Origin of the sequence: Streptomyces ficellus (assembly GCF_009739905.1) — a bacterium.
Classification (GTDB): Bacteria; Actinomycetota; Actinomycetes; order Streptomycetales; family Streptomycetaceae; genus Streptomyces; species Streptomyces ficellus_A.
Genome location: NZ_CP034279.1, coordinates 1,483,964 through 1,510,266, shown reverse-complemented (window position 1 = coordinate 1,510,266; position 26,303 = coordinate 1,483,964). Strand labels below are relative to the sequence as shown.

Genomic DNA, 26,303 nt, shown 5'->3' with positions numbered 1-26,303 from the left:
CGGGTGGGCACAACGGGACCGGGGCGGCGCCTTGTCCCGGTTCGCTGCGGGGCGGTGCCTCGTGCCGGTGACCCCCGGTGGGTGGGGGCGTGGCCCCTCCGGGCTCGCCTCCTCGGGGCCGGCGGCCTCGGGTCACGGGGATGGGAGCCCCGGTAACGCCGCCGGTCCCCTGCGGGGGCGACCCTGCACGGCCCCACCCCGGCGCGTCGCCGACTGCGGGCCGGTGAGTGGGGGCACGGCCCCGGAAACGGCCGACGGGCCGCAGGGGGACATCCCCCGCGGCCCGTCGCCTTCGGCGGTTACGCCGGGACGCTCGCCACGCCCTGCGCCAGGAAGCGCTTGCCGTTCACGCGCTCCGAGACGCCCTCGCGGTCCAGGTACGGCGTGATGCCGCCCAGGTGGAAGGGCCAGCCGGCGCCCGTGATGAGGCACAGGTCGATGTCCTGGGCCTCGGCGACGACGCCCTCGTCCAGCATGAGGCCGATCTCCTGCGCCACCGCGTCCAGGACGCGGTCCCGCACCTGCTGCTCCGTCAGGACGGTGTCGCCCTGCTTCAGCAGCGCCGCGACCTCGGGGTCCAGCTCGGGCTTGCCCGAGTCGTAGACGTAGAAGCCGCGCTTGCCCGCCTTGACGACGGCGGCGAGGTTCGGGGAGACCGTGAAGCGGTCCGGGAAGGCGCGGTTCAGGGTCTCCGAGACGTGCAGACCGATCGCCGGGCCGACCAGCTCCAGCAGCACCAGCGGGGACATCGGCAGACCGAGCGGCTCGATGGCCTTCTCCGCGGTCTCGACCGGCGTGCCCTCGTCGATGACGTTCTGGATCTCGCCCATGAAGCGGGTGAGGATGCGGTTCACGACGAACGCCGGGGCGTCCTTGGTGAGGACCGCGGTCTTCTTCAGCTTCTTCGCCACGCCGAAGGCGGTGGCGAGGGAGGCGTCGTCGGTCTGCTCGCCGCGGACGATCTCCAGCAGCGGGAGGATCGCGACCGGGTTGAAGAAGTGGAAGCCGACCACGCGCTCCGGGTGCTGGAGCTTGGAGGCCATCTCCGACACCGACAGCGAGGAGGTGTTGGTGGCGAGGATCGCGTGCGCCGGGGCGACCGCCTCGACCTCCGCGAACACCTTCTGCTTGACCGACATCTCCTCGAACACGGCCTCGATGATGAAGTCCGCGTCAGCGAAGCCCTCGGCCTTGTCCAGGACGCCCGAGACCAGGCCCTTGAGGCGGTTGGCCTTGTCCTGGTTGATGCGGCCCTTGCCGAGCAGCTTCTCGATCTCGCCGTGGACGTAGCCCACGCCCTTGTCGACGCGCTCCTGGTCGATGTCGGTCAGGACGACCGGCACCTCCAGGCGGCGCAGGAAGAGCAGCGCGAGCTGGGAGGCCATCAGACCGGCGCCGACGACGCCCACCTTGGTGACCGGACGGGCCAGGCTCTTGTCCGGGGCACCCGCCGGGCGCTTGGCGCGCTTCTGGACCAGGTTGAAGGCGTAGATGCCGGAGCGCAGCTCGCCGCCCATGATCAGGTCGGCCAGCGCGGTGTCCTCGGCATCGAAGCCCTTCTGGAGGTCCCCGTCCTTGGCCGCCTCGATGATGTCCAGGGCGCGGTACGCGGCCGGGGCCGCGCCGTGCACCTTGGAGTCCGCGATGAAGCGGCCCTTGGCGACGGCCGCGTCCCACGCCTCGCCGCGGTCGATCTCGGCGCGCTCGACGACGATCTCACCCTTGAGGACGGAGGCGGTCCACAGCAGGGACTGCTCCAGGAAGTCCGCGCCCTCGAAGATCGCGTCGGCGATCCCGAGCTCGTAGACCTGCTTGCCCTTGAGCTGCTTGTTCTGGTTGAGCGAGTTCTCGATGATCACCGAGACCGCACGGTCCGCGCCGATGAGGTTCGGCAGGATGGCGCAGCCGCCCCAGCCGGGAACCAGACCGAGGAACACCTCGGGCAGCGAGAACGCCGGCAGGGCCGCCGACACGGTGCGGTAGGTGCAGTGCAGACCGGCCTCGACACCGCCGCCCATGGCCGCGCCGTTGTAGTACGCGAAGGTCGGCACGCCCAGCGACGACAGCCGCTTGAAGACGTCGTGGCCGCCCTTGCCGATGGCCAGCGCGTCCTCGTGGCGCTTCAGCAGCTCGACGCCCTTGAGGTCGGCGCCGACGGCGAAGATGAACGGCTTGCCGGTGAGGCCGACGCCGACGATGGTGCCCTCGGCCGCCTCCTTCTCGACCTGGTCGATGGCGGTGTTCAGGTTCGCCAGCGACTGCGGGCCGAAGGTGGTCGGCTTGGTGTGGTCGAAGCCGTTGTCCAGCGTGATCAGCGCGAACCGGCCCGCCCCGAAGGGCAGGTCGAAGTGGCGTACGTGGGCGCTGGTGACGACCTCGTCCGGGAACAGCTCGGCCGCACCCTTCAAAAGCTCAGCGGTGGTGCTCACTTGCCCTCCCAGTGGGGGTTTTCCCAGATGACCGTCGCGCCCATGCCGAAGCCGACGCACATGGTGGTGAGGCCGTAACGGACCTCCGGCTGCTCCTCGAACTGCCGCGCCAGCTGCGTCATCAGACGCACGCCGGAGGAGGCGAGCGGGTGGCCGAAGGCGATGGCACCGCCGTACTGGTTGACGCGCGCGTCGTCGTCGGCGATGCCGTAGTGGTCCAGGAAGGCCAGCACCTGGACGGCGAAGGCCTCGTTGATCTCGAAGAGGTTGATGTCCTCGATCGACAGGCCGGCCTTGGCGAGGGCCTTCTCGGTGGCCGGGATCGGGCCGTAACCCATGACCTCGGGCTCGACGCCGGCGAAGGCGTACGACACGAGGCGCATCTTGACCGGGAGGTCGTTCTCGCGGGCGAAGTCCTCGGACGCGATGATCGACGCGGTGGCGCCGTCGTTGAGGCCCGCGGCGTTACCGGCGGTGACGTTGCCGTGGACGCGGAACGGCGTCTTCAGGCCGGCCAGCGACTCCAGGGTTGTGCCCGGGCGCATCGGCTCGTCGGCGGTGACCAGGCCCCAGCCCGTCTCGCCCGCCTCGGCGTTGGTGCGGCGCACCGAGATCGGCACCAGGTCGGCCTGGATCTTGCCGTTGGCGTACGCCTTGGCGGCCTTCTCCTGGGAGCGCACGGCGTACTCGTCGGCGCGCTGCTTGGTGATGTGCGGGTAGCGGTCGTGCAGGTTCTCGGCGGTCATGCCCATGAACAGGGCGGACTCGTCGACCAGCTTCTCGCTGACGAAACGGGGGTTCGGGTCGACGCCCTCGCCCATGGGGTGGCGGCCCATGTGCTCGACACCACCGGCGATGACGGCGTCGTACGCGCCGAAGGCGATCGAACCGGCGACCGAGGTCACGGCGGTCAGGGCGCCCGCGCACATGCGGTCGATCGAGTAGCCGGGCACCGACTGCGGCAGGCCCGCCAGGATGCCGGCGGTACGGCCGATGGTCAGGCCCTGGTCACCGATCTGGGTGGTCGCGGCGATGGCGACCTCGTCGATCCGCGCGGGGTCCAGGCCGGGGTTGCGGCGCAGCAGCTCCCGGATGGCCTTCACGACGAGATCGTCGGCGCGGGTCTCGTGGTAGATGCCCTTCGGGCCCGCCTTGCCGAACGGGGTGCGGACGCCGTCGACGAAGACGACGTCCCTGACGGTACGAGGCACGATGGCTCTCCTCCAGGGTGCGGGATGGCACTGCTGCGGGCACGCGGCTAAGCGCGCGCTTGCACGCCCCATGCTACTTACGGGTAACCAGACTGCACAGTCCCCCCGCCCGGAGCGTTGAACGTCACACCGCGTGGCCACGGAAGAAGGGTGCCCCCTCCGACGGAGGGGGCACCCTTCACTGCCGCTCTTACGCCTTCGAGGCGCTCAGCGCACCGACCAGCACCGGTGTGACCTGCTCGACCTGCCAGGACCGCGCCCCGTACCCGGCGAGCGCGCCCGCCACCGATTCGGCGGTGATCTCGGCGGGCGGCTCCCAGCACACCCGGCGCACCGTGTCCGGCGTGATCAGGTTCTCGGGGGGCAGGTTCAGCGCCTCGGCCAGCGCGGACACGGCCGCACGGGCGGCGGACAGCCGCGCCGCGGCCGCCGGGTCCTTGTCCGCCCAGGCGCGCGGCGGGGGCGGCCCCTGCACCTGCTGGCCGGGCTGCGGCAGCTCGGCGTCGGGCAGCGCCTTCGCGCGGTCCACCGCCGCCTGCCACTGCTCCAGCTGGCGGCGCCCCATGCGGTGCCCGAACCCGGGCAGGGCGGTCAGCGCGTGCACATTGGCCGGCAGCGCCAGGGCCGCCTCGACGATCGCGGCGTCGCTGAGGACCTTGCCGGGCGACACGTCACGCCGCTGGGCGATCCGGTCGCGCGCGGTCCACAGCTCCCGGACGACCGCCATCTGACGGCGCCGGCGCACCTTGTGCATGCCGGACGTCCGGCGCCAGGGGTCCTTGCGGGGCGGGGGCGGCGGGGCGGAGGCGATGGCGTCGAACTCCTGGTGCGCCCAGTCCAGCTTGCCCTGCCGGTCCAGCTCCTTCTCCAGCGCGTCACGCAGGTCGACGAGCAGCTCGACGTCCAGCGCGGCGTACCGGAGCCAGGGCTCGGGCAGCGGGCGGGTGGACCAGTCCACCGCGGAGTGGCCCTTCTCCAGGGCGAACCCCAGCACCGACTCGACCATCGCGCCGAGGCCGACCCGGGGGAACCCGGCGAGGCGGCCGGCCAGCTCCGTGTCGAACAGGCGGGTGGGCACCATGCCTATTTCGCGCAGGCACGGCAGGTCCTGGGTCGCGGCGTGCAGGATCCACTCCGCGCCGGCCAGGGCCTCGCCGAGGCCGGACAGGTCGGGGCAGCCGACCGGGTCGATCAGCGCGCTGCCCGCGCCCTCCCGGCGCAGCTGCACCAGGTAGGCCCGCTGGCCGTAGCGGTAGCCCGACGCGCGCTCGGCGTCGACGGCGACGGGGCCGGTGCCGCCCGCGAAGGCGGCGATCACCTCGGCGAGGGCATGCTCGTCGGCCACGACGGGCGGGATCCCCTCACGGGGCTCCAGCAGGGGAATGGGCGTCTCTTCGACCACGCCGTCTGCGACGCCGTCGTCCGGAGGGCCGCCCCCGGTGGTTCGCAGTGCTGTCTCTGCTGCGGTCTCTTGGGCGTCGGTCACCTGTCAAGGGTATCCGTGAACGGCGGGCGCCCGTCGACGGAACGTTCCGTCGACGGGCGCGGGGGTGGTGTGAACCGGTCAGTGGATGATTCCCGTACGAAGTGCCACGGCGACCATTCCGGCCCGGTCGCCGGTGCCCAGCTTGCGGGCGATGCGGGCGAGGTGGCTCTTGACGGTCAGCGCGGACAGGCCCATCGACACGCCGATGGCCTTGTTCGACTGACCCTCGGCGACCAGTCTGAGCACTTCGACCTCGCGGCCGGAGAGCTCCCGGTAGCCGCCCGGGTGGCTCGGGGCACCCGGGGGGCGGCGGTGGCCGAGCCGGGCCGCCGCGGCGCCGATGGGGGCGGCGCCGGGGCGGGTCGGGTGGCCGATGTTCGTGCGCGTACCGGTGACGACGTAACCCTTGACGCCGCCGGCCAGCGCGTTGCGCACCGCACCGATGTCGTCGGCGGCCGAGAGGGCGAGCCCGTTGGGCCAGCCCGCCGCACGGGTCTCGGACAGCAGGGTGAGCCCGGAGCCATCGGGCAGGTGGACGTCGGCAACGCAGATGTCGCGCGGGCTGCCGACGCGGGGACGAGCCTCCGCGATGGACGACGCCTCGATGACGTCACGCACTCCGAGCGCCCACAGGTGGCGGGTGACGGTGGAGCGGACGCGCGGGTCGGCCACGACGACCATGGCCGTCGGCTTGTTCGGGCGGTAGGCGACCAGGCTTGCGGGCTGCTCGAGGAGAACGGACACCAGGCCTCCTGGGAAGGTGCGGCACACAGCCGGCTCGGGGAAGAAGCCGGGCGAACCGTGTTTGAAGGGTCACAGACCTCTTCGGCAGCCCGGGCGCCCGCCTTTAGGGGAAGATCACGATTTAGTGAGTAACAATTGGGGCAATTCGGACAGGCGATCGATCATCCTACGAGCGCCCCGTCCCACGCGGGGCGCCCGCCGTCCGTCAGGACACGCCCCCGCGCGCCGGTTCGGACGCTGCCGGGAGTGCGGTGTGGGCGCGCCGCCGGTGCCCGCAGCCTATGGGCTCACGCCGGTGGTGCGGTCGGGCGCCGGAGCCTCCGGAGGGCGGCGCCCTACGGGTGTTGCGGGCCGCGGCGCTGGGGGAGGGAGACCACCGCCGCGGCGCCCGGCTCCAGCGGGCCCGGCGCGGAGGGCGGGAGGCCACCGATCTGGCAGAGCAGGTCACACCAGGCGGCGAGGTGCGCCGCCGTGTCCGGCACCCCGCCGTGGCCCTCGCGCGGCGTCCACGACGCCCGGATCTCGATCTGCGTCGCCGGGCGGCGCTCCGCGAGTCCACCGAAGTAGTGAGACCCCGCACGGGTGACCGTGCCCGAAGCCTCCTCGTACGACAGGCCGCGCGCCTCCAGCGCCCCCGTCAGCCACGACCAGGACACCTCCGGCAGCAGCGGGTCGGCCGCCATCTCGGGCTCCAGCTCGGCGCGGACCAGCGTCACCAGACGGAAGGTGCCCTGCCAGGCGTCGTGACCGGCCGGGTCGTGCAGCAGCACCAGGCGGCCGTCCGCGAGGTCCTCGTCGTCCTCGACGACCGCCGCCTCCAGGGCGTACGCGTAGGGGGCCAGCCGCTGGGGCGGGCGGGACGGATCCACCTCGATCTCCGGCCGCAGCCGCGCCCCGCGCAGCCCTTCCACCGCCAGCCGGAAGGCGGGCGGGACGGACGTACCCTCCCTGTCGTTCTTTCCTTCGGCGTCGTCGGAGTGATCGGAGAACTGTCCCTGAGCCGCAGCCATGCGGGGAAGAGTAGGCGGAAGGACGGCCTCGCGCAGGGAGGGACACCCTCACCATGCGAGCCGCTTGGCCACACATGCGAAGATTCGGGGCGTGAGTGCCATTGACCGCCCCTCGGGCCAGCAGACGAAGACCTACGACTCCGCGTTCCTGAAGGCGTGCAGGCGCGAGCCCGTGCCCCACACGCCGGTGTGGTTCATGCGGCAGGCGGGACGGTCGCTGCCGGAGTACCTGAAGGTGCGCGAAGGCATCCCCATGCTGGAGTCGTGCATGCGGCCCGAGCTGGTCACCGAGATCACGCTGCAGCCGGTGCGGCGCCACAAGGTCGACGCCGCGATCTTCTTCAGCGACATCGTGGTGCCGCTCAAGGCCATCGGCGTCGACCTCGACATCAAGCCGGGCGTCGGACCCGTTGTCGCCGAGCCGATCCGCACCCGCGCGGACCTGGACCGGCTGCGGACCCTCACCCCCGACGACGTCCGGTACGTCACCGAGGCCATCGGCATGCTCACCGGCGAGCTGGGCGCCACACCGCTCATCGGCTTCGCCGGCGCGCCCTTCACCCTCGCGAGCTACCTTGTCGAGGGCGGACCGTCCCGCAATCACGAGCACACCAAGGCCCTCATGCACGGCGACCCGGAGCTGTGGGCCGACCTGCTGGACCGGCTCGCCGACATCACCGCCGCCTTCCTGAAGGTGCAGATCGAGGCCGGCGCCTCGGCGGTGCAGCTCTTCGACTCGTGGGTCGGCGCGCTCGCTCCCGCCGACTACCGCCGCTCGGTGATGCCCGCGTCCGCGAAGGTGTTCCGCGCGGTCGAGGAGTACGGCGTACCGCGCATCCACTTCGGTGTCGGCACCGGCGAACTCCTCGGCCTCATGGGCGAGGCGGGCGCCGACGTGGTCGGCGTCGACTGGCGCGTCCCGCTGGACGAGGCGGCCCGCCGCGTCGGCCCCGGCAAGGCGCTCCAGGGCAACCTCGACCCGGCCGTCCTCTTCGCCGGCACCGAGGCGGTCGAGACGAAGACCCGCGAGGTCCTCGACTCCGCCGCAGGCCTGGAGGGCCACGTCTTCAACCTCGGCCACGGCGTCCTGCCGACCACCGACCCGGACGCCCTCACCCGCCTCGTGGAGTACGTCCACACGAACACCGCCCGCTGACGGTCCCTACACGGCGGTGACGTTCACCGACGCGATCCGCCCGGCCTCGTCGAACGCCACCGTCACCGGGGAGCCGTTCGGCAGGTCGGCGCCGATCGCGGCGGGCGACGGGCGCTGCGGCAGGCCGTGGTGGGCGAAGTAGCCCTCCACCACCGCGCGCGGCGCCGCGCCGGCGGTCACGCCCGCGCCGGTCAGCAACACCCTCGGCAGAGTGATCGCGTCCGGGGCGGTACGCGGCACCGACGGGTCGTCCGGGACCAGGTACAGCCGGGTGCCCGGCGCGGCCTCCACGCCCAGGTATCCGGCGGCGCCCAGCACTCCCATGGCGCCGAACGCCAGGTGCTCCACCGCCATGCGGGTGTCGGCGAAGCCGGAGAGGTCCACGCCCTCCTCGGTGAACTCCGGCACCCCGGCCCGCGCACCGCGCCGGCGCACCTCCGCCGAGGCGCCCACCACGGGCGCGTCCCCGAAACCGGGGTTGGCCCAGCCCCACAGCCACGAGCCGTCGGACTCGTCGAACGTCCCGAGTATGGAGATCCGCAGATCCCGGCCGCCCTGCCGGTACAGGCACGCGCCGAGGTCCGCGGTCCAGGGGCCGGACGGCATGAAGGCGGTGAACGCCTCGAGCTGCTCCCAGGCCCAGGCGGCATGGGGCTCGGTGGCACGGACGAAGGCGTCGCTGAAAGAAGTGATCATGACGCCGACCCTAAGCCCCGCCCCTGACACCCGGCGCCGCTCCCGGTGCTACGCGCCCGCCTTCCGCACCGCCGCCACCGCCTTGCGGGCCGCCGCCTGCACCGGGTCCCAGACCGGGGAGAAGGGCGGGGCGTACCCCAGGTCCAGGGCCGTGACCTGCTCCACCGTCATGCCCGCCGTCAGCGCCACCGCCGCGATGTCCACCCGCTTCGCCGCGCCCTCGCGGCCCACGATCTGGCAGCCCAGCAGCCGGCCGGTGCGCAGTTCGGCGAGCATCTTCACCGTCATCGGCGCCGCCCCGGGGTAGTACCCGGCCCGGCTCGTCGACTCGACCGTCACCGTCACGAACCGCAGGCCGACCGCGTGCGCGTCCTTCTCGCGCAGGCCGGTACGGGCGATCTCCAGCGAACAGACCTTGCTGACCGCCGTACCGACAACACCCGGGAACGTGCCGTAACCGCCCGCCACGTTCGACCCGATGACCTGACCGTGCTTGTTGGCGTGCGTGCCCAGCGGGATGTGCCGCTCACGGCCCGAGACCAGGTCCAGCACCTCCACGCAGTCACCGCCCGCCCAGATGTCCTCCCGGCCCCGCACCCGCATCGACAGGTCGGTGAGCAGCCCGCCGTACTCGCCCAGCGGCAGCCCGGCCTGTCGCGCCAGCGTCGTCTCCGGCGCCACGCCGAGGCCCAGCACGACGACGTCCGCCGGGTACTCGGCGTCCTCCGTCGCCACCGCCCGCACCCGGCCGTCCTCACCGGTGAGGATCTTGGTGACCTCCGCACCGGCGACCGTGGTGATGCCGAGGCCGTCCATCGCCTCGCGCACCAGCCGCCCCATGTCGGGGTCGAGCGTCGACATCGGCTGCTCGCCCCGGTTGAGGAGGGTCACCTCGTAGCCCCGGTTGAGGAGCGCCTCCGCCATCTCCACACCGATGTACCCGGCGCCCACCACCACCGCGCGCCGCCCCGGCGTGCCGTTCAGTCCGGTCAGCGTGTCGATGAGCGCCCGGCCGTCGTCCAGCGTCTGCACCCCGTGCACGCCCGCCGCGTCGATGCCCGGCAGCGGGGGCCGCACCGGGCGGGCACCCGTCGCGACGACCAGCTTGTCGTAGCCCTCCCACGACTCGGCGCCCGACTCCGCGTCCCGGACGCGCACCCGGCCCCGGTCCGGGTCGAGTTCGGTCACCTCCGTCCGCAGCCGCAGGTCGATGCCGCGTTCGCGGTGCGCCTCCGGCGTACGGGCGATGAGCCGGTCCGGTCCGTCGACGTCGCCCCCGACCCAGTACGGGATGCCGCACGCCGAGTACGAGGTGAAGTTCCCCCGCTCGAACGCGACGATCTCCAGCTCGTCGGGCCCCTTCAGGCGGCGCGCCTGCGACGCGGCGGACATCCCCGCCGCGTCCCCACCGATGATCAGCAGTCTTTCTCGTCCCAGCTGTCCCATGCGGGACACGCTACGTCCCGCGCTCCCGTCACGGCCGTCGGACCGGCCACCACGGGGACGGGGAACGGCGTTTGAGAGAGTGGAGCCATGAACGCGGACACAGGCGCCCCACACGAGCGCGGCCACATCGTCGTCATCGGCGGCGGCATCGCGGGCCTCGCCGCCGCCCACCGGCTGGCCACCGCCGGGCGGCGGGTGACCCTGCTGGAGGCCACCACCACCCTCGGCGGCAAGCTCCGGGCGGGCGAGATCGCCGGCGTGCCCGTCGACCTCGGCGCCGAGTCGATGCTGGCCCGCCGCCCCGAGGCGGTCGACCTGGCCCGCGCCGTCGGCCTCGGCGACCGCCTCCAGCCGCCCGCCACCACCAGCGCCGCCGTCTGGACCCGGGGGGCGCTCCGCCCGATGCCCAAGGGCCACGTCATGGGCGTCCCCGGCGACGCGACCGCCCTCGCCGGGCTGCTGACCGCCGAGGGCCTCGCCCGCATCGAGCACGAGCGGGACCTGCCCCCCGCCGACGCCACCGCCCTCGGCGACGACGTCGCCGTCGGCCGGTTCGTCGCCGACCGCCTGGGCCGCGAGGTCGTCGACCGGCTCGTCGAACCGCTCCTCGGCGGGGTGTACGCGGGTGACGCGTACGCGATCTCGATGCGCGCCGCCGTGCCCAAGCTCTTCGAGGCCGCCCGCGCCCACGGCACCCTCACCGAGGCGGTACGCGCCCTCCAGCGCGGCGCGCAGGCACAGACCGGGCCCGCGTTCATGGGCATCGCCGGCGGCATCGGCACCCTGCCCGGGGCGGTCGCCGACGCGATCACCGCGCAGGGCGGCGAGGTCCTCACCGACACGCCCGTCCACGGCCTGACCCGCTCGGCCCGGGGCGGCTGGGACGTCCGCACCGGCGACCTGGTCCGCCACGCCGACGCCGTGGTCGTCGCGACCCCCGCCTGGTCCGCCTCCGAGTTGCTCGCCGCCGAGTCCCCGTCCGCCGCCGCCGAACTGGCCGCCGTCGAGTACGCCTCCATGGCGCTGGTCACCCTCGCCTTCCGGCGGGCGGACGTGGCCGGCGCGCTGCCCGAGGGCTCCGGCTTCCTCGTCCCGCCCGTCGACGGCCGCACCATCAAGGCGTCCACCTTCTCGTCCCAGAAGTGGAAGTGGACCGGCGAGGGCTCCGGCGACCTCGTCGTCCTGCGCACCTCCGTCGGCCGGTACGGCGAGGAGGAGCACCTGCACCGGGAGGACGCCGAACTCGTGTCCGTGTCCCTCACCGACCTCGCCGCCGCCACCGGGCTGGCCGCCCGGCCCGTCGCCACCGAGGTCACCCGCTGGATCGGCGGCCTGCCGCAGTACCCCGTCGGCCACCTCGCCCGCGTCGCCCGCGTCCGTGACGCCGTCGCCAAGCTGCCCGCGCTGCGCGTGTGCGGAGCCGTGTACGACGGCGTCGGCATCCCCGCCTGCGTCGCCAGTGCCCGCCGTGCGGCGGACGAGATCCTCGCCACGCCGACCCTGGCGCAAGGCACCCTGAGTGACGAGCGAGAATAGCCCTATGAGTGCGCCCGAAAAGATCCCGAACGCCGGTAAGAAGGCGAAGGACCTCAACGAGGTCATCCGCTACACCCTGTGGTCCGTGTTCAAGCTGCGCGACGTCCTGCCCGAGGACCGGGCCGGGTACGCCGACGAGGTGCAGGAGCTGTTCGACCAGCTCGCCGGCAAGGACGTCACCGTCCGTGGCACGTACGACGTCTCCGGTCTGCGCGCCGACGCCGACCTGATGATCTGGTGGCACGCCGAGACCTCGGACGCGCTCCAGGAGGCGTACAACCTCTTCCGCCGCACCCGGCTCGGCCGTGCGCTGGAGCCGGTGTGGTCGAACATGGCGCTGCACCGCCCCGCCGAGTTCAACCGGTCGCACATCCCGGCTTTCCTCGCCGACGAGACCCCGCGCGACTACGTCTCGGTGTACCCCTTCGTGCGCTCCTACGACTGGTACCTGCTGCCCGACGAGGACCGGCGCCGGATGCTCGCCGACCACGGCAAGATGGCCCGCGGCTACCCCGACGTGCGCGCCAACACGGTCGCCTCGTTCTCCCTCGGCGACTACGAGTGGATCCTCGCGTTCGAGGCGGACGAGCTGTACCGGATCGTGGACCTGATGCGTCACCTGCGCGCCTCCGAGGCCCGGATGCACGTCCGGGAAGAGGTCCCGTTCTACACCGGCCGGCGCAAGTCGGTCGCGGATCTGGTCGCGGGTCTCGCCTGACGGCCTCGACCTGACCGACCTGGTGACGGCGGGCGCGGCGGTGTCACGACCGGCCGCCCGTACGTCACCCACCGACCCGGAAGATCAGACGGCGGCGCCCCGCGCCCGCCGCTCCAGCGACACCGGGTCCGGCTCCGGGTGCGGCGCGTGCACAGCGCGCCGCACCCGCGTCTTTTCACCGGTCGCCCGGCCGCCCCGGCGAGAGAGCCGCCCGCAGCTCCGGGTCGTCGAGCGCCTTGAGCCCGCCGATGGCGAGGGCGGCGAGCGGGTCGCGCGTGCCCGCCGTGCCCATCTTCGCCAGCAGGCTCTGCCCGGCCGGGGAGGCCCAGCGGGTGTACGGGTGGACCTCGACGCGCGCGATCACCAGGCACCCGAGGGTGAGGACCAGCGGGAGGGCGAACCAGGCCATCCCCCGGGCGTCCGGGGCGTGTTCGGCCGGCAGCAGCACGACGGTGGCCGCCGCGAGGACCACGGTCAGGACGGCCGCGCCCCGTACGGCCCGCAGCGCGGCGACGATGCCCGACCTGGCCGCGTCCGGGACGGCCAGCCCCGCCGTGACCAGCCGGTCGGCGAGCGCCCGTACCGCGTCGGCGGCCGACGCCGTGGCGCGTACCGCCGCTATCCGCGACTGGCCCCCGGGCCCTATCGCCCCGATCACGGACCGCTCCAGGTCGTCCGCGCCCTCCGGGTCCACCACCGTCGCCCAGCCGGTGTGCGCCAGCCACAGCCGTCGCCGCCGGTGCATCACCACCAGCGCCAGGTCGGTCACCCGCTGGGGGCCGCCGGCCAGGAACGCGGCCTCGTACAGGCTCAGTTCGGGCTCGCCGTGCGTGGTGGCGGGCACCGGCCGCGCGGCCTCGACGGCGGCCAGGCACAGCCGCGCACAGCTGATGGCCGCCGCGGCCCACGTCACCAGCAGGAAGGGGACCCAGAACATGCCGGAGTTGTACGCGAGGCGGGGGGTGCGGCGCCACGGGGTTTTCACGATGTGGACGTACGGTGACCGCTCGTCGTGATCGCCTCCAGGGCGTTCAGGTCCCGCAGGAGGAGGCGCACGACGTCGTCGGCGAGCGCCCGGACGAGGGTGTCGCCGGTGGTGGCGCGGATCTCGGCGGCGGCGGAGAAGAGGGCGCCGTGCTCCTGCCGCAGCATCGCATGGTGCGCCGCACGCTAGCGGGAGGCGCGGCGACCCGGCGGAAGGTTGCCGGGCCTGCCCTCAACTCTTCTGCCACAGTAGTACGTTGGACGGTCGGACGCCGTCAGTCGCCGCCTCCGCCTCCGCCGCCCCCGCAGCTGGACCCGCCACCGCCACCGCAGCTCGACCCGCCGCCGCCCCCACCGCTTCCGCAGCTCGACCCGCCGCTGCACGCGGAGCCGCCTCCGCCGCCGCCTCCGCAGCCTCCGCCGCAACTGGAGCCGCCCGTCTCGGCGCTGGCGCACCACACCGCGACCGTGACACCGGAGAACAGGTCGTCCCGCTCCCGTGCCGTGGTCGACGCGCCCACACCACGGCGCCTCCGTCCGCCGTACATCCGGGCGGCGGCGACCAGTTGCTCCTGGAACACCGGGTCGGGCAGCGCGCCCAGCCCGTTCAGCGCCACCAGGTCTCCCGGCCCGGTCCGGTGCCCCTCCGCCCTGCGGTACGCGGCGAGGGCGCGGCGGCCCGCGCCGGTCAGCCGCCTGCTCGCGACGGCTCCGCAGATCATCGCGATCACCAGGCCGGGGAGCACGGCGGGCAGGACGGTGACCACGAACGGGAACGGGGTGTCACCGAGGTCGGCGGCGGCGAACTCGGCCACGGTCACCAGGATCGACACGGGGAAGAGCACGAAGCAGCCGATCGCCTGCGCGGCGCTCCACCGGCGCCAGGTGCGTCCGGCCGAACGCGGCACGATGAGCCCGCGCGCGGCGAGCCGGTCGCCGATCTCCTGGACCGCCGGGTTGCGCATCGCGGCCAGCCGCACCACGTGCAGCGCACCGCTGGGCGCGGCGGACAGCTCGTGCAGCACGGCGCGCTCGACCGGGTCGTCGCCCACCGCGCGGACCACGTGCACGATGCCCGGTCCGCCGACGGTCACCCGCCCGTTGCCCTGCAGCGAGGCGAGCGCGGAGTCGACGACCCGGGCGGGGCCGCCGCCCAGGAACGCGGCCTCCACCCGGTAGTGGACGGAACCGCCCGGCCCGCGCCGCGAGGCGGCCACGCCCCTGATGAGGAGGGCCGACGAGACGACGACGGCGATGTAGACGAGGATGACGAGGACGTTCACGCGGCCCGCCTCCCCACGAACGCGGCACGGGCGGCGCGCACCAGCCGGGTCGCCCTGCCGGGCGGACGCGCCCCGGCACGGTCCTGCCACCAGGCGGTGAGCCTTTGGCGGGCTCCGGGGTCGTCGGGTCGCCCGGCTATCAGCAGGTGCTCCGCGAAGTCCAGCGCGTCCCGCCGGTAGCCGCCGCGCAGGGGGTGGGCCGCGGCGTACGCGAGGAACGCGTGCCGGTAGCCGTCGCCGAGGATCTCCGGCAGCTCGGGCGCCAGCCTGGCGACCACGCCGGCCCGCTTGCCGGCCAGCGCCCGGCTCTGCACCCGCAGCCGCGCGTGGTCGAACCCCTCGGGCGCGGGCGTCCCGGCCACCAGCGCCGACAGCAGCGCGGCCTGCGCGATCCCCAGCCGCTCCCGCGCCCCGGCCCCGGCATCCGGGCCGGTGCCGCCGGCGGCGGTTCGCGTACCCCGGGCACGGGTCGGCGCACCCGCCACGGCAGCGGCCGCCACCGTCGCGCGGATGGTGGCGAGTTCGCCCGCCAGCTCCTTTGGCGGCGGGAAGTCGTCGTCCCGTTCCAGCAGCACGCCCGGCGGGCTGACCCGGGAGGCGAGGTCCGACAGGACGTCCAGGACCGCGGGCGGGACCGGGTGGGCGTGGGTGTCGTGCCAGACGCCGTCCCGTTCGACGCCACCCGCCACGTGGACGTACGCGATCGCCTCCACCGGCAGCTCCGCCAGCGCCTTCGCCGGGTCCTCGCCCCGGTTGACGTGGTTGGTGTGCAGGTTCGCCACGTCGATCAGGAGGCGGACGCCCGTGCGCTCCACCAGCTCGGCGAGGAACTGCCCCTCCGTCAGCTCCTCGCCCGGCCAGGAGAACAGCGCGGCGATGTTCTCCAGCGCCAGCGGCACCGGGAGCGCGTCCTGGGCGATGCGGACGTTCTCGCACAGCACGTCCAGGGCGTCCCGGGTGCGCGGGACCGGCAGCAGGTGGCCCGCCTCCAGGGCGGGGGAGGCGGTCAGCGGGCCCCCGGCCCGGACGAACGCGATGTGCTCCGTGACCAGCGGCGCCCCCAGGGCCGTGGCCTTCGCCGCCAGCTCCGCGAGCCGCTCCGCGTCCGGCCGGTCCGCGCCGCCCAGGCCCAGCGACACGCCGTGCGGGACGACCGTCACGCCCCGCTCGCGCAGCCGCACGAGAGAGTCGGGGAGGTGGCCGGCGCAGACGTTCTCCGCGACCACCTCCACCCAGTCCACCCCGTCCAGCGCTTCCACCGCGTCCGCGATCTCCGGACGCCAGCCGATGCCGGTACCCAGTTCCCTCATGTCCCCCTCCTCCTGCGTCGGTCGGAAGGGTAATGGCCCCGCAGGCGGCGGCGCGAAACGAAGGAACCGCAGTTCAGAGCTTGATTTGAGGTTACGGACCGGTCATCACGGGCGGGTCGTGTTGATGGCCGTCGGCGGGCCGGGCTGCGTCGAGGGCCGGGACGTGAACGACTGGTCGTTCCCGGTCGGCACCGCCGGCGACGGCGCCGGCGGCAGGTTGCCGTTGGGGGCCGGCGGGCCGGACGGGCTCGCGGTCGCGTTCCCCGCCGCCTCGTTGGCGATCGCGTCGAAGTCGACCTTCCCGGTCGCCTCCAGCATCGTGATGTGGTCCAGCACCGTCTGGTTGGCGTCGCTCGCCAGCTGCCGTATCAGCGCGTTGCGGGTCGTGTGCCGGACCTGGGCGACCAGCGCGAAGACCTTGCCGTGCGCGTTGCGCAGCAGGTTGGCGAACTTGCGCTCGTACTCCTCGCCGCTGGCCGCCGACAGCTCGCGCAGCCAGCCCTGCTGCTGCTCGGACGGCTGGTTGGGCAGCTCCACGCCCAGCTTCGCCGCCACGTCCCGGGCGCGCTGGTCCAGGTCGGAGTGGCCCACGACGAGGTGGTCGCCGGCGTCCTTGATCGCCTGGCTGGGCGCCCGCTCGATCGCCTGCTGGCCGGCGGGCAGTTCCCACAGGCCCGCCAGCCGGACCTTCACCAGGAAGTCACGGTCCGTCGCCGACAGCGGGCCCCACTGGGTGGCCACGGTCGAGGCGTTGAGATTGGCCTGGCCGGTGCCGGAGCGGTCGGCGTACGACCAGACCGGGAACGCGAGCGCCCCGACCGTGACGACGAGGGCCGCGATGATGAGTGCCGTGCCGTTGATGCGTCGCAACAACAAGGTGGTGCCTCCCGAACTGATGGCAGTACTGGGAGGTACGTATACATGGAACGGAACGTTCAGTCGCCCTTGACCGGGAAGTCGGAGACCACGGTGGACGACCCGGGGGCGATCTCCGTGAAACCCGCGTCCCGCACCAACGGCAGCCCGCTCGTGGTCAGTTCGGCCCACCGGTCGGGGTGAACGGTGCGCACCGCGAGCGGGAAGCCGGCGTCCCGCCAGGCCTCGCGGTCCTCGTCCGTCATCGCCCACCACAGCAGCTGGGCGCCGTGACCGACCTGGGCCATCTCCTTGCCGGTCGACATGTGCAGGTCCGGGTTGAGCCACAGCAGCGCCTGCCCGGGGCGCACGTCGGGCAGTTCGCCGGTGTCGTCCAGTTCCGTGCCCGACACCTGGAGCTTGGCCAGCTCCTTGGGCCAGCCGTCCAGGGGCACGGGCGGGAAGACCCGCACCTCGGCCGTGGCGCCGGTGACCGTGATGCCCGGGAGCTGCGAGGCCTTGCGCCACTCCGCGCCGCGCGCCCTGCGCACCACCTTGCGGATCCGTGCGTCCTGCCAGGCGCGCACGGCCCCGGCCCACTCCCCGTCGCCGAGCGACCGGTCGTCGGACAGCATCACCAGCACCGCCCGCGCGGCGGTCTCCAGCGCGTCGGTGCGCTCGGGCGGCTCGGTCTTCTCGACGCGGACGACGAGGGGGAGGACGTACTGGGGTGCGTCGTTGCTGCTCACCCGGCCAGTCTGCCAGGCGCTTCGGACCCCGTTCTTGGCAGAACGGGCGGTTCCGGGACACCATGCCCGCATGAAAAGCGATCTTTTCGCGTCCGAGAACATGGCGCAGCAGGCGACGGTCCCCGGGATGACCCTCCAGAACGCGAAGTCGGTCAAGTACGCCGTCAACGGCGAGATGCACGCCCGGCAGGGATCGATGATCGCCTACCGGGGCAACCTCCAGTTCGAGCGCAAGGGCCAGGGCCTGGGCGGCATGCTCAAGCGGGCCGTCACCGGCGAGGGCCTGCCGCTGATGGCCGTCCGGGGCCAGGGGGAGGCGTGGTTCGCGCACGAGGCGCAGAACTGCTTCATCGTCGACATCGAGCAGGGTGACGCGCTCACCGTCAACGGCCGCAACGTCCTGTGCTTCGACGCGACCCTCTCGTACGAGATCAAGACCGTGAAGGGCGCCGGGATGACCGGGGGTGGCCTGTTCAACAGCCTCTTCTCCGGGCACGGCAAGCTCGCCGTCATCTGCGACGGCAACCCGGTCGTCATCCCGGTCACCACCAACCAGCCGGTGTACGTCGACACCGACGCCGTGGTCGGCTGGAGCGCCCAGCTGAACACCTCGCTGTCCCGCTCGCAGTCCCTCGGTTCGATGATCCGCGGCGGGTCCGGCGAGGCCGTGCAGCTGATGCTCCAGGGCGAGGGCTTCGTGATCGTCCGGCCCAGCGAGCTGACGCCCGAGAAGGCGAAGCAGGGCTGACGCGGGACGGGACGCGTAGGCTCGTACACATGGACGATCCCGATGTGTACGAGGAGACGGCACCCGCCGCCGGGGAGTCCCGGGGCGGGCCGCCGTACGCCGCGTGTGTCCAGTGCCAGGAGCCGACCGAGTACCCGGAGTCGACCAGGGGCATCACCCTGTGTCCGGTCTGCGAGTGGCGGGAGGCCGAGCGCGCCGCCTGCTCCGGCTGACTCCGGTCACCCCGTGCGGCCGGTGCGCCGGTCGTCGGTGCCGTCGATCTCGGCGTGCCGGTCGCCGTACACGTTGCGCACGATGCCGGGCTCGCGCAGGAAGTCGTGCGGGAATCCGAGCGAGACCGCGCTGACCCGGTCGAGCCGCTCGACGGCGTCCGCGTCCAGCTCCACGCCCAGGCACCCGAGGTTGTCGGCGAGCTGGTCCGGCCGGGAGGCGCCGATGAGGGGGACGATGCCGTCCGGCCGGGTGCGCAGCCAGGCCAGGGCGACCTGGGCCGGGCTCCAGCCACCCTGTCCGGCGATGTCCAGCACGGTGGTGATGATCGCGTGCTCCCGCTCGTCCTCCCGCGCCCCGTCGGCGAGGCGGCCCGTCTCGCCGAGGCGGTACTTGCCGGTGAGCTTCCCGGCGGCGAGCGGGGCCCAGGCGAAGACCGTCTGACCGAAGCCGCGGGCCTGGGGGAGCAGCTCGCGCTCGGGGGTCCGGTCCAGCAGGTTGTAGCGCAGCTGCGAGCCGGCGAAGCTCGTCCAGCCGCGCAGCTCGGCGAGGGTGTTCGCCCGGGCGATCTCCCAGGCGGCCCAGTCGGACACGCCGAGGTAGAGCACCTTTCCGGCGCGTACGAGATCGTCCAGGGCGCGCATGACCTCCTCGACCGGGGTGTACGCGTCGCGCGCGTGCACCCACAGCACGTCGAGGCGGTCGGTGCGCAGCCGGCGCAGGCTGGCCTCCACCGACTGGACCAGGTTCTTGCGGTGGTTGCCGCCGGAGTTCACATCGCCCGGGTGGGTCGCGCAGGTGTACTTGGAGGCCAGTACGAACCGGTCCCGGCGGCCCTGGAGGAGCGTGCCCACGACCTCCTCGGAGGCGCCGCCCCCGTAGACGTCGGCCGTGTCGACGACGTTGCCGCCCGCGTCCGCGTACGCGTCGAGGATGCGGCGGTTCACGTCACCGCCGGCGTCGTGGCCCATGGTCATGGCGCCCAGCGCCAGCTCGCTGACCCGCAGCCCGGTGCGGCCGAGCAGTGTGTAGCGCACGGTGTGTCCCCTCGTCGTCCTTGGTCATTCCGGTGCACCGACGCTAGGACCTGGAGCGCACTTCAGCGCAAGTCCGCCCGGGGGTCGCGCCCGGTGGTGGCCATCAGCTCCGAGACCTTGACGAAGCGGTAGCCGCGCTCGCGCAGCTCGGGCACGATGCGGCGGATCGCCCGCTCGGTGACGGGGGCGGCGCTGCGGGTGCAGTGCAGGACCACCAGCGAGCCCGGTGTCACGCCCGCGAGGACCTGTTCGGCGACCGCGTCGGCGTCCGTGGCGAACGCGTCGCCGCCGACCACGTCCCACTGGACGGCGGTCACCCGGGTGGTGGCCAGGGCGCGCAGCGCCTCGTCGTCGTGACAGCCGCCGGGGAAGCGGAAGTACGGCACGACGTTGCGCGCCCCGGCCGTGCGGAACGCGTCGAAGGCGCGGCGTACGTCGGCCGCCATGTCGGGGCGAGCCAGGGTGGGCAGCCCGTAGCAGGGGGCCTTGAAGGCGTGGTGGCTGTAGGAGTGGTTGGCGATCTCGAAGCGCGGGTCGTTGCCGATGGCCCTGGCCTGGTCGGGGTACTCCTCGGCCCAGCGGCCGGTCATGAAGACGGTCGCGTCGACCTTCAGGCGCCGCAGCGTGTCGATGAGGGCGGGGTTGTCGAACCGCTCGCCGCGCGCCGCGCGGGGCCCCTGGTCGGCCGTCATGTCGGCGTCGAAGGTGAGCGCCACGGTCTTGCCCGCCGTCGCGGGCCCGCGTGCGAACACGGGAGTGAGCCCGCCGGGGCCGGGTGCCATGGCCGGGGGCGTCCCGGCGGGGGAGGGGGCCGCGGCCCCGGCCGGCCGTTCCGGCGCGGCGGGCCGTGCGCCGCCGGACGTACCGCTGCCGGACGTACCGCCGCAGCCGGCGAGGACCGCGCAGAGGGCGACCGCGAGGGAGACATTCCGTACAAAAGTGATCACGTGCGGAAAATATACGACGATCGTAATGGTGGGTGCTCTTCGCGCTTCCGTCCGGAGTAGTCCAGCGCGATGTCCCGCCCCGCCCGGGTGATCGTGAGGGAAAACCCCATGTCGAAGGGACGGACGCATGATCGAGGACACCGCCACACGGCCCGTACTGGGTCCGCCCCCCGTGCGGCACTGGCCCGCGCTGGACATCAGCGGCACGGATTTCGACCCGGTGCTCGCGGAGCTGATGCGGGAAGGACCGGTCAGCCGCATCCAGCTGCCCCACGGCGAGGGCTGGGCCTGGCTGGTGACCCGCTACGAGGACGTCCGGATGGTCACCAACGACCCGCGCTTCACCCGCGCGCCCGTCGTCGACGGCAAGGTCACCCGGCTCGCGCCCCACTTCAAGCCCAAGAAGGGCTCACTGGCCTTCGCCGACCAGCCCGACCACAACCGGCTGCGGGCCGCCGTGGCGCCCGCCTTCACCCTGCGCGGCGTCGAACGGCTGCGCTCGCACGCCCAGGACACGCTGGACGGCATGGTGGACGCCCTGCTCGACGCCGGTCCGCCCGCGGACCTGGTCGCCCGCGTCCTGGAGCCCTTCCCCATCGCGGTGGTCTGCGACGTCATGGGCGTGCCCGCCGCCGACCGCGAGCGGATGCACGCCTGGACCCGGCAGATCGTCTCCTCCTCGGGCGGCGCCGAGGCCAGCGCGCGGGCCAAGGACGGCATGTACGGCTGGTTCACGGAGACCATCCGGTCGCGGTACGGCAGCACGGACGAGGACGTCATCTCCCTGCTGGGCGCCGCGGTCGGCCGGGGCGACATCACCGAGGAGGAGGCGATCGGCCTCGTCGGCCCGCTCCAGATCGGCGGGGAGGCGGTCACCGCCAACACCGGCCAGATGCTCTACCTCCTGCTCACCCGCCCGGCCCTCCTGGAGCGGCTGCGCACCGAGCCGGCCGCCCGGCCGCGTGCCCTCGACGAACTGCTGCGCTACATCCCGCACCGCAGCTCCGTGGGGCTCGCCCGGATCGCCCAGGAGGACGTGGAGCTCCACGGCGTGCGGATCAGCGCGGGAGACGCCGTCTACGTCTCCTACCTGGCCGCCAACCGCGACCCGGACGTCTTCCCCGACCCCGAGCGCATCGACCTCGACCGCGCGCCCAACCCGCACGTCGCCTTCGGGCACGGGCCGCACTACTGCATGGGGGCCATGCTGGCGCGGATGCAGACCGAGCTGCTCGTCGACACCCTCCTGGACCGCCTGCCGGCCACCCTCGGCCTTGCCGTCCCGCCCCAGGAGGTGCCCTGGCGGCGCAGCACGCTCATCCGCGGCCCGGAGGGCCTGCCCGTCACCTGGTGACCGCGCGGTTCGCGGTGACCGCGCGGCACCCGGCGCACGGACTCAGGGCCTTTCGTTCGGATCTTGCTGGGCTCGCGTGCCCTGGCACGCACATCTGCGGCGTTGTCGTCGGTCGCCAATGTCCCCCGTAGCCCTTCGGGCACGGGAGGTGCCCCCACCGCAGTGGCTCCCTCCTCCGCCTTGCATCTGCACGCACCAGACCCCGCTCACTGGTCCAGCCTGATCCAAACGAAAGGCCCTAGGCCCAGGGCCCGGTCACCGCGAACGTCGTCCCCGGCGTGTAGCAGTTGACGTACATCGTCCCGCCGTCCGGCGAGAACGTGACCCCCGCGAACTCGCCCCACTCCGGGTCCTCCGGCGTACCGATGTTCTGCGCGCCGCGCGCCATCGCGTACACCTCGCCCCGCTTGGTGAGCCCGTACACGTGCTGCGCGCCGTTGCCGTCCTCGCACACCATCAGGTTGCCGCCGGGCGCCAGGCAGATGTTGTCGGGGGACTCGCCCGGCAGCCGGACGTCGCTACTCGGCCCGAACACGACGACCAGCGTGAGCCGGCGCCGGTGCGGCTCGTACCTCCACACCTGGCCGTAGTGGTCGGCGGCCGAGCCCTCGGCGGCGCGCGCGAAGCTGGAGACGAAGTAGACGGACCGCCCGCCCCAGTAGCACCCCTCCAGCTTCTGGGCGTGCGTGATGCCCCGGGGTCCGAAGTCCTGATGCCGGATGGGCGTCTCGCGCGCCTGGCTGTCGGGCACCGGCACCCACTCCACGCCGTCGAACGCCGTGCCCGTCTCCTGGACGGCCGACAGGTCCGGCACGCCCGGTACGCGCATCGCCTCCAGCGCTCCGCCGGCCCGCAGCGAACCGGTGCCGCCGAGCGGCCTGCGCGGCAGGAAGCGGTAGAAGAGCCCGAACGGCTTCTCGAAGGCGTCCTCGGTCTCGTACACGATCCCGCTGCGCGGGTCGACGGCGACGGCCTCGTGCTGGAAGCGGCCCATCGCGGTCAGCGGTACGGCCCCGGTACGCAGCGGATCGGCCGGGTGGACCTCGAAGACGAAGCCGTGGTCCTTGGTGTAGCCGTTCGTTCCGGCCCTGTCCTCGGTCTCCTCGCAGGTGAGCCAGGTGCCCCAGGGGGTGAGCCCGCCCGAGCAGTTGACCGCGGTGCCCGCGATGGCGACGCGCTCGCCCAGGACGTTGTCGCGGCCGTCCAGCTCCAGCGCCGTGCAGCCGCCCTTGGCCGCCGGGTCGTAGGTCAGGCCACGGGCGGTGGGGACGCCGCGGGCGGCGGTGGCCCGGTTCTCGTGGTTGCGCACGAGGTGGACGCGCCCGCGCCGGCCGGCGAAGGCGCCCATGCCGTCATGGTTGCCGGGCACCCTGCCCTCGCCGGAGCGGAGCGGGTCGCCCTCGCGGGAGAGGACCTTGTAGCGGAACCCCCGGGGCAGGTCCAGCAGACCGGCGGGGTCGGCGACGAGGGGGCCGTATCCCGCGTGGCCCCGGGCGGCGGCGGTGCCGGTGAACAGTTCGGAGAAGGCACCGGTGAAGGCGATCCCGGCGACGGACGCGCCGGTGCGGGCCAGGACCTGGCGTCGAGTTGCGGACAGCCGGTCGGACACTTCGGGTGCTTCGGGCGCTTGTGAGGCTTTGGACGCTTCGGGCACGCGACAACTCCCTGCTGAGGGCCCCCGGGGCGAGCGGCCGAGGGGGAGGACAGGTGACCCGCATGTGTGTACCACGCAGTGTGGTGCACGTGAACCAGGTGAACCATGCGGGTCACGCCGTCCCGTGTACCGGGAGCCTTAGGGCCGTTCGTTCGGATCTTGCTGGGCTCGCGTGCCCTGGCACGCACATCTGCGGCGTTGTCGTCGGTCGCCAATGTCCCCCGTAGCCCTTCGGGCACGGGAGGTGCCCCCACCGCAGTGGCTCCCTCCTCCGCCTTGCATCTGCACGCACCAGACCCCGCTCACTGGTCCAGCCTGATCCAAACGAAAGGCCCTAGACGAGCTTGGCGGTGAGGGTGATCGTCGTCCCGGTGAGCGCCTGGCTGACGGGGCAGTTCTTCTTGGCGTCCTCGGCGGCCGCGGCGAAGCTCTCCGCGTCCATGCCCGGGACCTCGCCCTCCACGGTGAGGTGGATGCCGGTGATGCCCGTGCCCGGCTGGAAGGTCACCTCCGCCTTGGTGTTCAGGCGGGTCGGCGGGTTCCCGGCCTTCGCCAGGCCGCCGGAGAACGCCATGTTGAAGCAGCTGGAGTGCGCGGCCGCGATCAGCTCCTCAGGGCTGGTCTTGCCGTTCGGCTGCTCGGCGCGCGCCGGCCAGGACACCGGGTACTCGCCGATGCCGGAGGAGTCGAAGGTCACGACGCCCTTGCCCTGGAGGAGGTCGCCCTCCCAGACGGTGTGCGCCTGACGCGTGGTGGCCATGGTGGTTCCCTTCGTACGGTCTAAACCCGACTGGCCCAAACCTACTGCGCCACCAGCCCCTTCGCGTCGCGCGCCAGCGCGGTGAGCCGCGAGATCGCCCGGAAGTACTTCTTGCGGTACCCGCCGTTCAGCATCTCGTCACTGAACAGCTCGTCGAACGGCAGCCCCGAGGCGAGCACCGGGACCTCCCGGTCGTACAGCCGGTCGGCCAGCACCACCAGGCGCAGCGCGGTCGACTGGTCCGGCACGGGCGTCACGCCGGTGAGGCAGACCGCGCGCAGGTCGTCGGTCAGCGCGCCGTACCGGCTCGGGTGCACCCGAGCCAGGTGCGCGAGCAGGCTCGGGAAGTCGTCGAGCGACGCGCCGGGCGTGGCGTGCGCCGCCCTGGTCACCTGTTCGTCCGCGTACGGCGCCGGGGCCTCGGGCAGGCCGCGGTGGCGGTAGTCCTCGCCGTCGATGCGCAGCGGCCGGAAGTGCGCGGACAGGCCCTGGATCTCGCGCAGGAAGTCGGCGGCGGCGAACCGGCCCTCGCCGAGCTTGCCCGGCAGCGTGTTGGACGTGGCGGCCAGGGCCACGCCCGCGTCGACCAGCTTGCCCAGCAGCGTCGACACCAGCACGGTGTCGCCCGGGTCGTCCAGCTCGAACTCGTCGATGCACAGCAGCCGGTGCCCGCTCAGGGTGGCCACCGTCTGCTGGAAGCCGAGCGCCCCGACCAGGTTGGTCAGCTCCACGAAGGTGCCGAACGCCTTCAGGGACGGCTCGGCGGGCGTGGCGTGCCACAGGGAGGCCAGCAGGTGCGTCTTGCCGACGCCGTAGCCGCCGTCCAGGTACACCCCGCGCGGTGCGGCGGGCGCGGGCGGCTTCTTCTGGAACCAGCGCCGCCGTCCGGCGCCCGTCGCGTGGGCGCCGCCGAGCCCGGCCGCGAACGAGGCGAGCACCTCGACCGCCTGCGTCTGGCTCGGCTGGTTCGGGTCCGGGATGTACGTGTCGAAGCGGACCGCGTCGAAGCGCGGCGGCGGCACCATCTCGGCGACCAGACGGTCTGCCGGGACGTGCGGCTCGCGGGCGCAGAGGGACAGCGGGGCCGCTTCGGTTATGGCACTGGTCGACACGGTTACTCACTCTAATCGCCGTGCCACACTGCACGACATGCGACGACTGTTCCCTGTGACCGACCAGACAGTCCCCGTCACGGAGGGCGAGTGGTCCCTCGACCGGCTGGCCGAGGCCTACGCGTACCCCGAGCGGGGCCCCTGGCTGCGGGCCAACATGGTGTCGTCCCTGGACGGGGCGGCCCAGCACGAGGGGCGCTCCCAGCCCATCTCGTCCGACACCGACATGCGGATCTTCGGCACCCTGCGGGGCCTGGCCGATGTGGTGATCGTCGGCGCCGAAACGGTACGCCTCGAGGGGTACCGCCCGGCACGCGCGCGTGAGGCCTTCGCCGAGCGGCGGGCGGCGGCCGGGCAGGGCCCCGCGCCCGCGATCGCGGTGGTCAGCGCCTCGCTGGACCTGGACTTCGCCGCCCCGCTGTTCACCGCGCCGCTCGTCCCGACGCTGCTGCTCACCGGCGCGGGCGCGCCGCCGGACCGGGTCCGCGAGGCCGAGGCGGCCGGGGCCCGGGTGATCGTCGCGGGCGACGGCCCCGGCGTGGAGCCGCGCCGGGCCCTCGCCGCCCTGGCCGAGCGGGGGCTGACCCGCCTGCTGACGGAGGGCGGACCGCGTCTGCTGGGGCAGCTGGTGGCGGCGGGCGTACTGGACGAGCTGTGCCTGACGGTGTCGCCGACGCTGACCGCGGGGGAGGCCCAGCGGATCGCGGGCGGGCCGTCGCTGAAGGTCCCGGAGCGGTTCGCCCTCACGTCCCTGCTGGAGGAGGACGGCTTCCTCTTCACCCGGTACACGCGGTCCTGACCAGTCCGGGCAATCATCGGAATTATCCGTTCCGGTTAGCTCCGGGTGGGCAGACTTACTTTCGCAGTC

At 73.3% G+C, this 26,303-nt stretch carries 25 protein-coding genes; 7 read left to right on the top strand and 18 right to left on the bottom strand.

Features of this window, described 5'->3' with window-relative positions; all coding sequences use genetic code 11:
- Nucleotides 1-299: 299 nt before the first annotated feature.
- From EIZ62_RS06650 to EIZ62_RS06630, 5 genes are all read right to left on the bottom strand, one after another.
- Nucleotides 300-2,429 carry a 3-hydroxyacyl-CoA dehydrogenase NAD-binding domain-containing protein gene (locus EIZ62_RS06650; RefSeq protein ID WP_156691793.1) on the bottom strand — a complete coding sequence of 710 codons (2,130 nt, stop codon included), beginning with the start codon at nt 2,427-2,429 and terminating at the stop codon, nt 300-302.
- Nucleotides 2,426-3,640 (bottom strand): thiolase family protein, encoded by a 1,215-nt coding sequence (locus EIZ62_RS06645; RefSeq protein WP_156691792.1) that lies wholly within the window; start codon nt 3,638-3,640, stop codon nt 2,426-2,428. The genes EIZ62_RS06650 and EIZ62_RS06645 overlap by 4 nt, the downstream gene beginning before the upstream one ends.
- Nucleotides 3,641-3,830: 190 nt before the next feature.
- Entirely contained in the window at nt 3,831-5,126 is a 1,296-nt protein-coding gene (locus EIZ62_RS06640; RefSeq protein WP_156691791.1) for a ribonuclease D, read from the bottom strand.
- A 78-nt stretch (nt 5,127-5,204) separates the two neighbouring features.
- Entirely contained in the window at nt 5,205-5,870 is a 666-nt protein-coding gene (locus EIZ62_RS06635) for a response regulator transcription factor (RefSeq protein ID WP_064068756.1), read from the bottom strand.
- Between the two features lie 335 nt (nt 5,871-6,205).
- Entirely contained in the window at nt 6,206-6,880 is a 675-nt protein-coding gene (locus tag EIZ62_RS06630; RefSeq protein ID WP_156691790.1) for a DUF3000 domain-containing protein, read from the bottom strand.
- A gap of 91 nt (nt 6,881-6,971) precedes the next feature.
- On the opposite strand from EIZ62_RS06630, the gene hemE reads away from it, so the two are divergent.
- The gene (gene hemE / locus EIZ62_RS06625) at nt 6,972-8,036 is read left to right on the top strand and encodes a uroporphyrinogen decarboxylase (RefSeq protein ID WP_156691789.1); all 1,065 of its coding nucleotides are present in this window, start codon (nt 6,972-6,974) and stop codon (nt 8,034-8,036) included.
- 6 nt (nt 8,037-8,042) lie between these two features.
- Here the strand turns inward: hemE and EIZ62_RS06620 are convergent, their stop codons facing one another.
- Together EIZ62_RS06620 and EIZ62_RS06615 are read right to left on the bottom strand one after the other, a co-directional pair.
- On the bottom strand, nt 8,043-8,732 hold the full coding sequence (locus EIZ62_RS06620; protein WP_156691788.1) for a DUF6882 domain-containing protein: 690 nt from the start codon (nt 8,730-8,732) through the stop codon (nt 8,043-8,045).
- Nucleotides 8,733-8,780: 48 nt separating this feature from the next.
- Nucleotides 8,781-10,178 (bottom strand): FAD-dependent oxidoreductase, encoded by a 1,398-nt coding sequence (locus EIZ62_RS06615; protein ID WP_156691787.1) that lies wholly within the window; start codon nt 10,176-10,178, stop codon nt 8,781-8,783.
- 87 nt (nt 10,179-10,265) lie between these two features.
- On the opposite strand from EIZ62_RS06615, the gene hemG reads away from it, so the two are divergent.
- On the top strand, nt 10,266-11,714 hold the full coding sequence (hemG, locus tag EIZ62_RS06610; protein WP_156691786.1) for a protoporphyrinogen oxidase: 1,449 nt from the start codon (nt 10,266-10,268) through the stop codon (nt 11,712-11,714).
- Nucleotides 11,715-11,718: 4 nt separating this feature from the next.
- On the top strand, nt 11,719-12,432 hold the full coding sequence (gene hemQ / locus EIZ62_RS06605; protein ID WP_156691785.1) for a hydrogen peroxide-dependent heme synthase: 714 nt from the start codon (nt 11,719-11,721) through the stop codon (nt 12,430-12,432).
- 175 nt (nt 12,433-12,607) lie between these two features.
- Here the strand turns inward: hemQ and EIZ62_RS06600 are convergent, their stop codons facing one another.
- From EIZ62_RS06600 to EIZ62_RS06575, 6 genes are all read right to left on the bottom strand, one after another.
- Nucleotides 12,608-13,369 carry a TIGR04222 domain-containing membrane protein gene (locus EIZ62_RS06600; RefSeq protein WP_156696245.1) on the bottom strand — a complete coding sequence of 254 codons (762 nt, stop codon included), beginning with the start codon at nt 13,367-13,369 and terminating at the stop codon, nt 12,608-12,610.
- Between the two features lie 44 nt (nt 13,370-13,413).
- On the bottom strand, nt 13,414-13,584 hold the full coding sequence (locus EIZ62_RS06595; protein ID WP_156691784.1) for a hypothetical protein: 171 nt from the start codon (nt 13,582-13,584) through the stop codon (nt 13,414-13,416).
- A 107-nt stretch (nt 13,585-13,691) separates the two neighbouring features.
- The gene (locus EIZ62_RS06590; RefSeq protein ID WP_244375507.1) at nt 13,692-14,699 is read right to left on the bottom strand and encodes a TIGR04222 domain-containing membrane protein; all 1,008 of its coding nucleotides are present in this window, start codon (nt 14,697-14,699) and stop codon (nt 13,692-13,694) included.
- Nucleotides 14,696-16,009, bottom strand: coding sequence for an MbnB/TglH/ChrH family RiPP precursor modification enzyme (locus tag EIZ62_RS06585; RefSeq protein ID WP_156691782.1), 1,314 nt, complete (start codon nt 16,007-16,009; stop codon nt 14,696-14,698). Before EIZ62_RS06585 ends, EIZ62_RS06590 begins: the two co-directional genes overlap by 4 nt.
- A 105-nt stretch (nt 16,010-16,114) precedes the next feature.
- A complete protein-coding gene (locus EIZ62_RS06580; RefSeq protein WP_208827797.1) occupies nt 16,115-16,879 on the bottom strand; it encodes a DUF4142 domain-containing protein in 765 nt (254 codons plus the stop codon).
- 65 nt (nt 16,880-16,944) lie between these two features.
- The gene (locus EIZ62_RS06575; RefSeq protein WP_156691781.1) at nt 16,945-17,715 is read right to left on the bottom strand and encodes a peptidyl-tRNA hydrolase; all 771 of its coding nucleotides are present in this window, start codon (nt 17,713-17,715) and stop codon (nt 16,945-16,947) included.
- On the opposite strand from EIZ62_RS06575, the gene EIZ62_RS06570 reads away from it, so the two are divergent.
- Nucleotides 17,684-18,361: an AIM24 family protein gene (locus EIZ62_RS06570; protein WP_156691780.1), complete on the top strand. Its 678-nt coding sequence runs from the start codon at nt 17,684-17,686 to the stop codon at nt 18,359-18,361. The genes EIZ62_RS06575 and EIZ62_RS06570 overlap by 32 nt on opposite strands.
- Before the next feature lie 29 nt (nt 18,362-18,390).
- Nucleotides 18,391-18,573, top strand: a complete 183-nt coding sequence (locus EIZ62_RS06565; protein WP_156691779.1) for a hypothetical protein — start codon at nt 18,391-18,393, stop codon at nt 18,571-18,573.
- 6 nt (nt 18,574-18,579) lie between these two features.
- Here EIZ62_RS06565 and EIZ62_RS06560 read toward each other — a convergent pair whose 3' ends face one another.
- Both EIZ62_RS06560 and EIZ62_RS06555 read right to left on the bottom strand, forming a co-directional pair.
- Complete coding sequence (locus tag EIZ62_RS06560; RefSeq protein WP_156691778.1) at nt 18,580-19,608, bottom strand: aldo/keto reductase; 1,029 nt, start codon at nt 19,606-19,608, stop codon at nt 18,580-18,582.
- A gap of 62 nt (nt 19,609-19,670) precedes the next feature.
- A complete protein-coding gene (locus tag EIZ62_RS06555; protein ID WP_244375503.1) occupies nt 19,671-20,555 on the bottom strand; it encodes a polysaccharide deacetylase family protein in 885 nt (294 codons plus the stop codon).
- Between the two features lie 127 nt (nt 20,556-20,682).
- On the opposite strand from EIZ62_RS06555, the gene EIZ62_RS06550 reads away from it, so the two are divergent.
- The gene (locus EIZ62_RS06550) at nt 20,683-21,909 is read left to right on the top strand and encodes a cytochrome P450 (protein ID WP_156691777.1); all 1,227 of its coding nucleotides are present in this window, start codon (nt 20,683-20,685) and stop codon (nt 21,907-21,909) included.
- Nucleotides 21,910-22,147: 238 nt separating this feature from the next.
- Here the strand turns inward: EIZ62_RS06550 and EIZ62_RS06545 are convergent, their stop codons facing one another.
- From EIZ62_RS06545 to zapE, 3 genes are all read right to left on the bottom strand, one after another.
- A complete protein-coding gene (locus EIZ62_RS06545) occupies nt 22,148-23,563 on the bottom strand; it encodes an alkaline phosphatase PhoX (RefSeq protein ID WP_156691776.1) in 1,416 nt (471 codons plus the stop codon).
- Between the two features lie 334 nt (nt 23,564-23,897).
- Nucleotides 23,898-24,323, bottom strand: a complete 426-nt coding sequence (locus tag EIZ62_RS06540; RefSeq protein WP_156691775.1) for an OsmC family protein — start codon at nt 24,321-24,323, stop codon at nt 23,898-23,900.
- 41 nt (nt 24,324-24,364) lie between these two features.
- Entirely contained in the window at nt 24,365-25,435 is a 1,071-nt protein-coding gene (gene zapE / locus EIZ62_RS06535; protein ID WP_156691774.1) for a cell division protein ZapE, read from the bottom strand.
- A gap of 37 nt (nt 25,436-25,472) precedes the next feature.
- On the opposite strand from zapE, the gene EIZ62_RS06530 reads away from it, so the two are divergent.
- On the top strand, nt 25,473-26,234 hold the full coding sequence (locus EIZ62_RS06530) for a pyrimidine reductase family protein (RefSeq protein ID WP_208827795.1): 762 nt from the start codon (nt 25,473-25,475) through the stop codon (nt 26,232-26,234).
- The last annotated feature ends 69 nt before the right edge of the window (nt 26,235-26,303 follow it).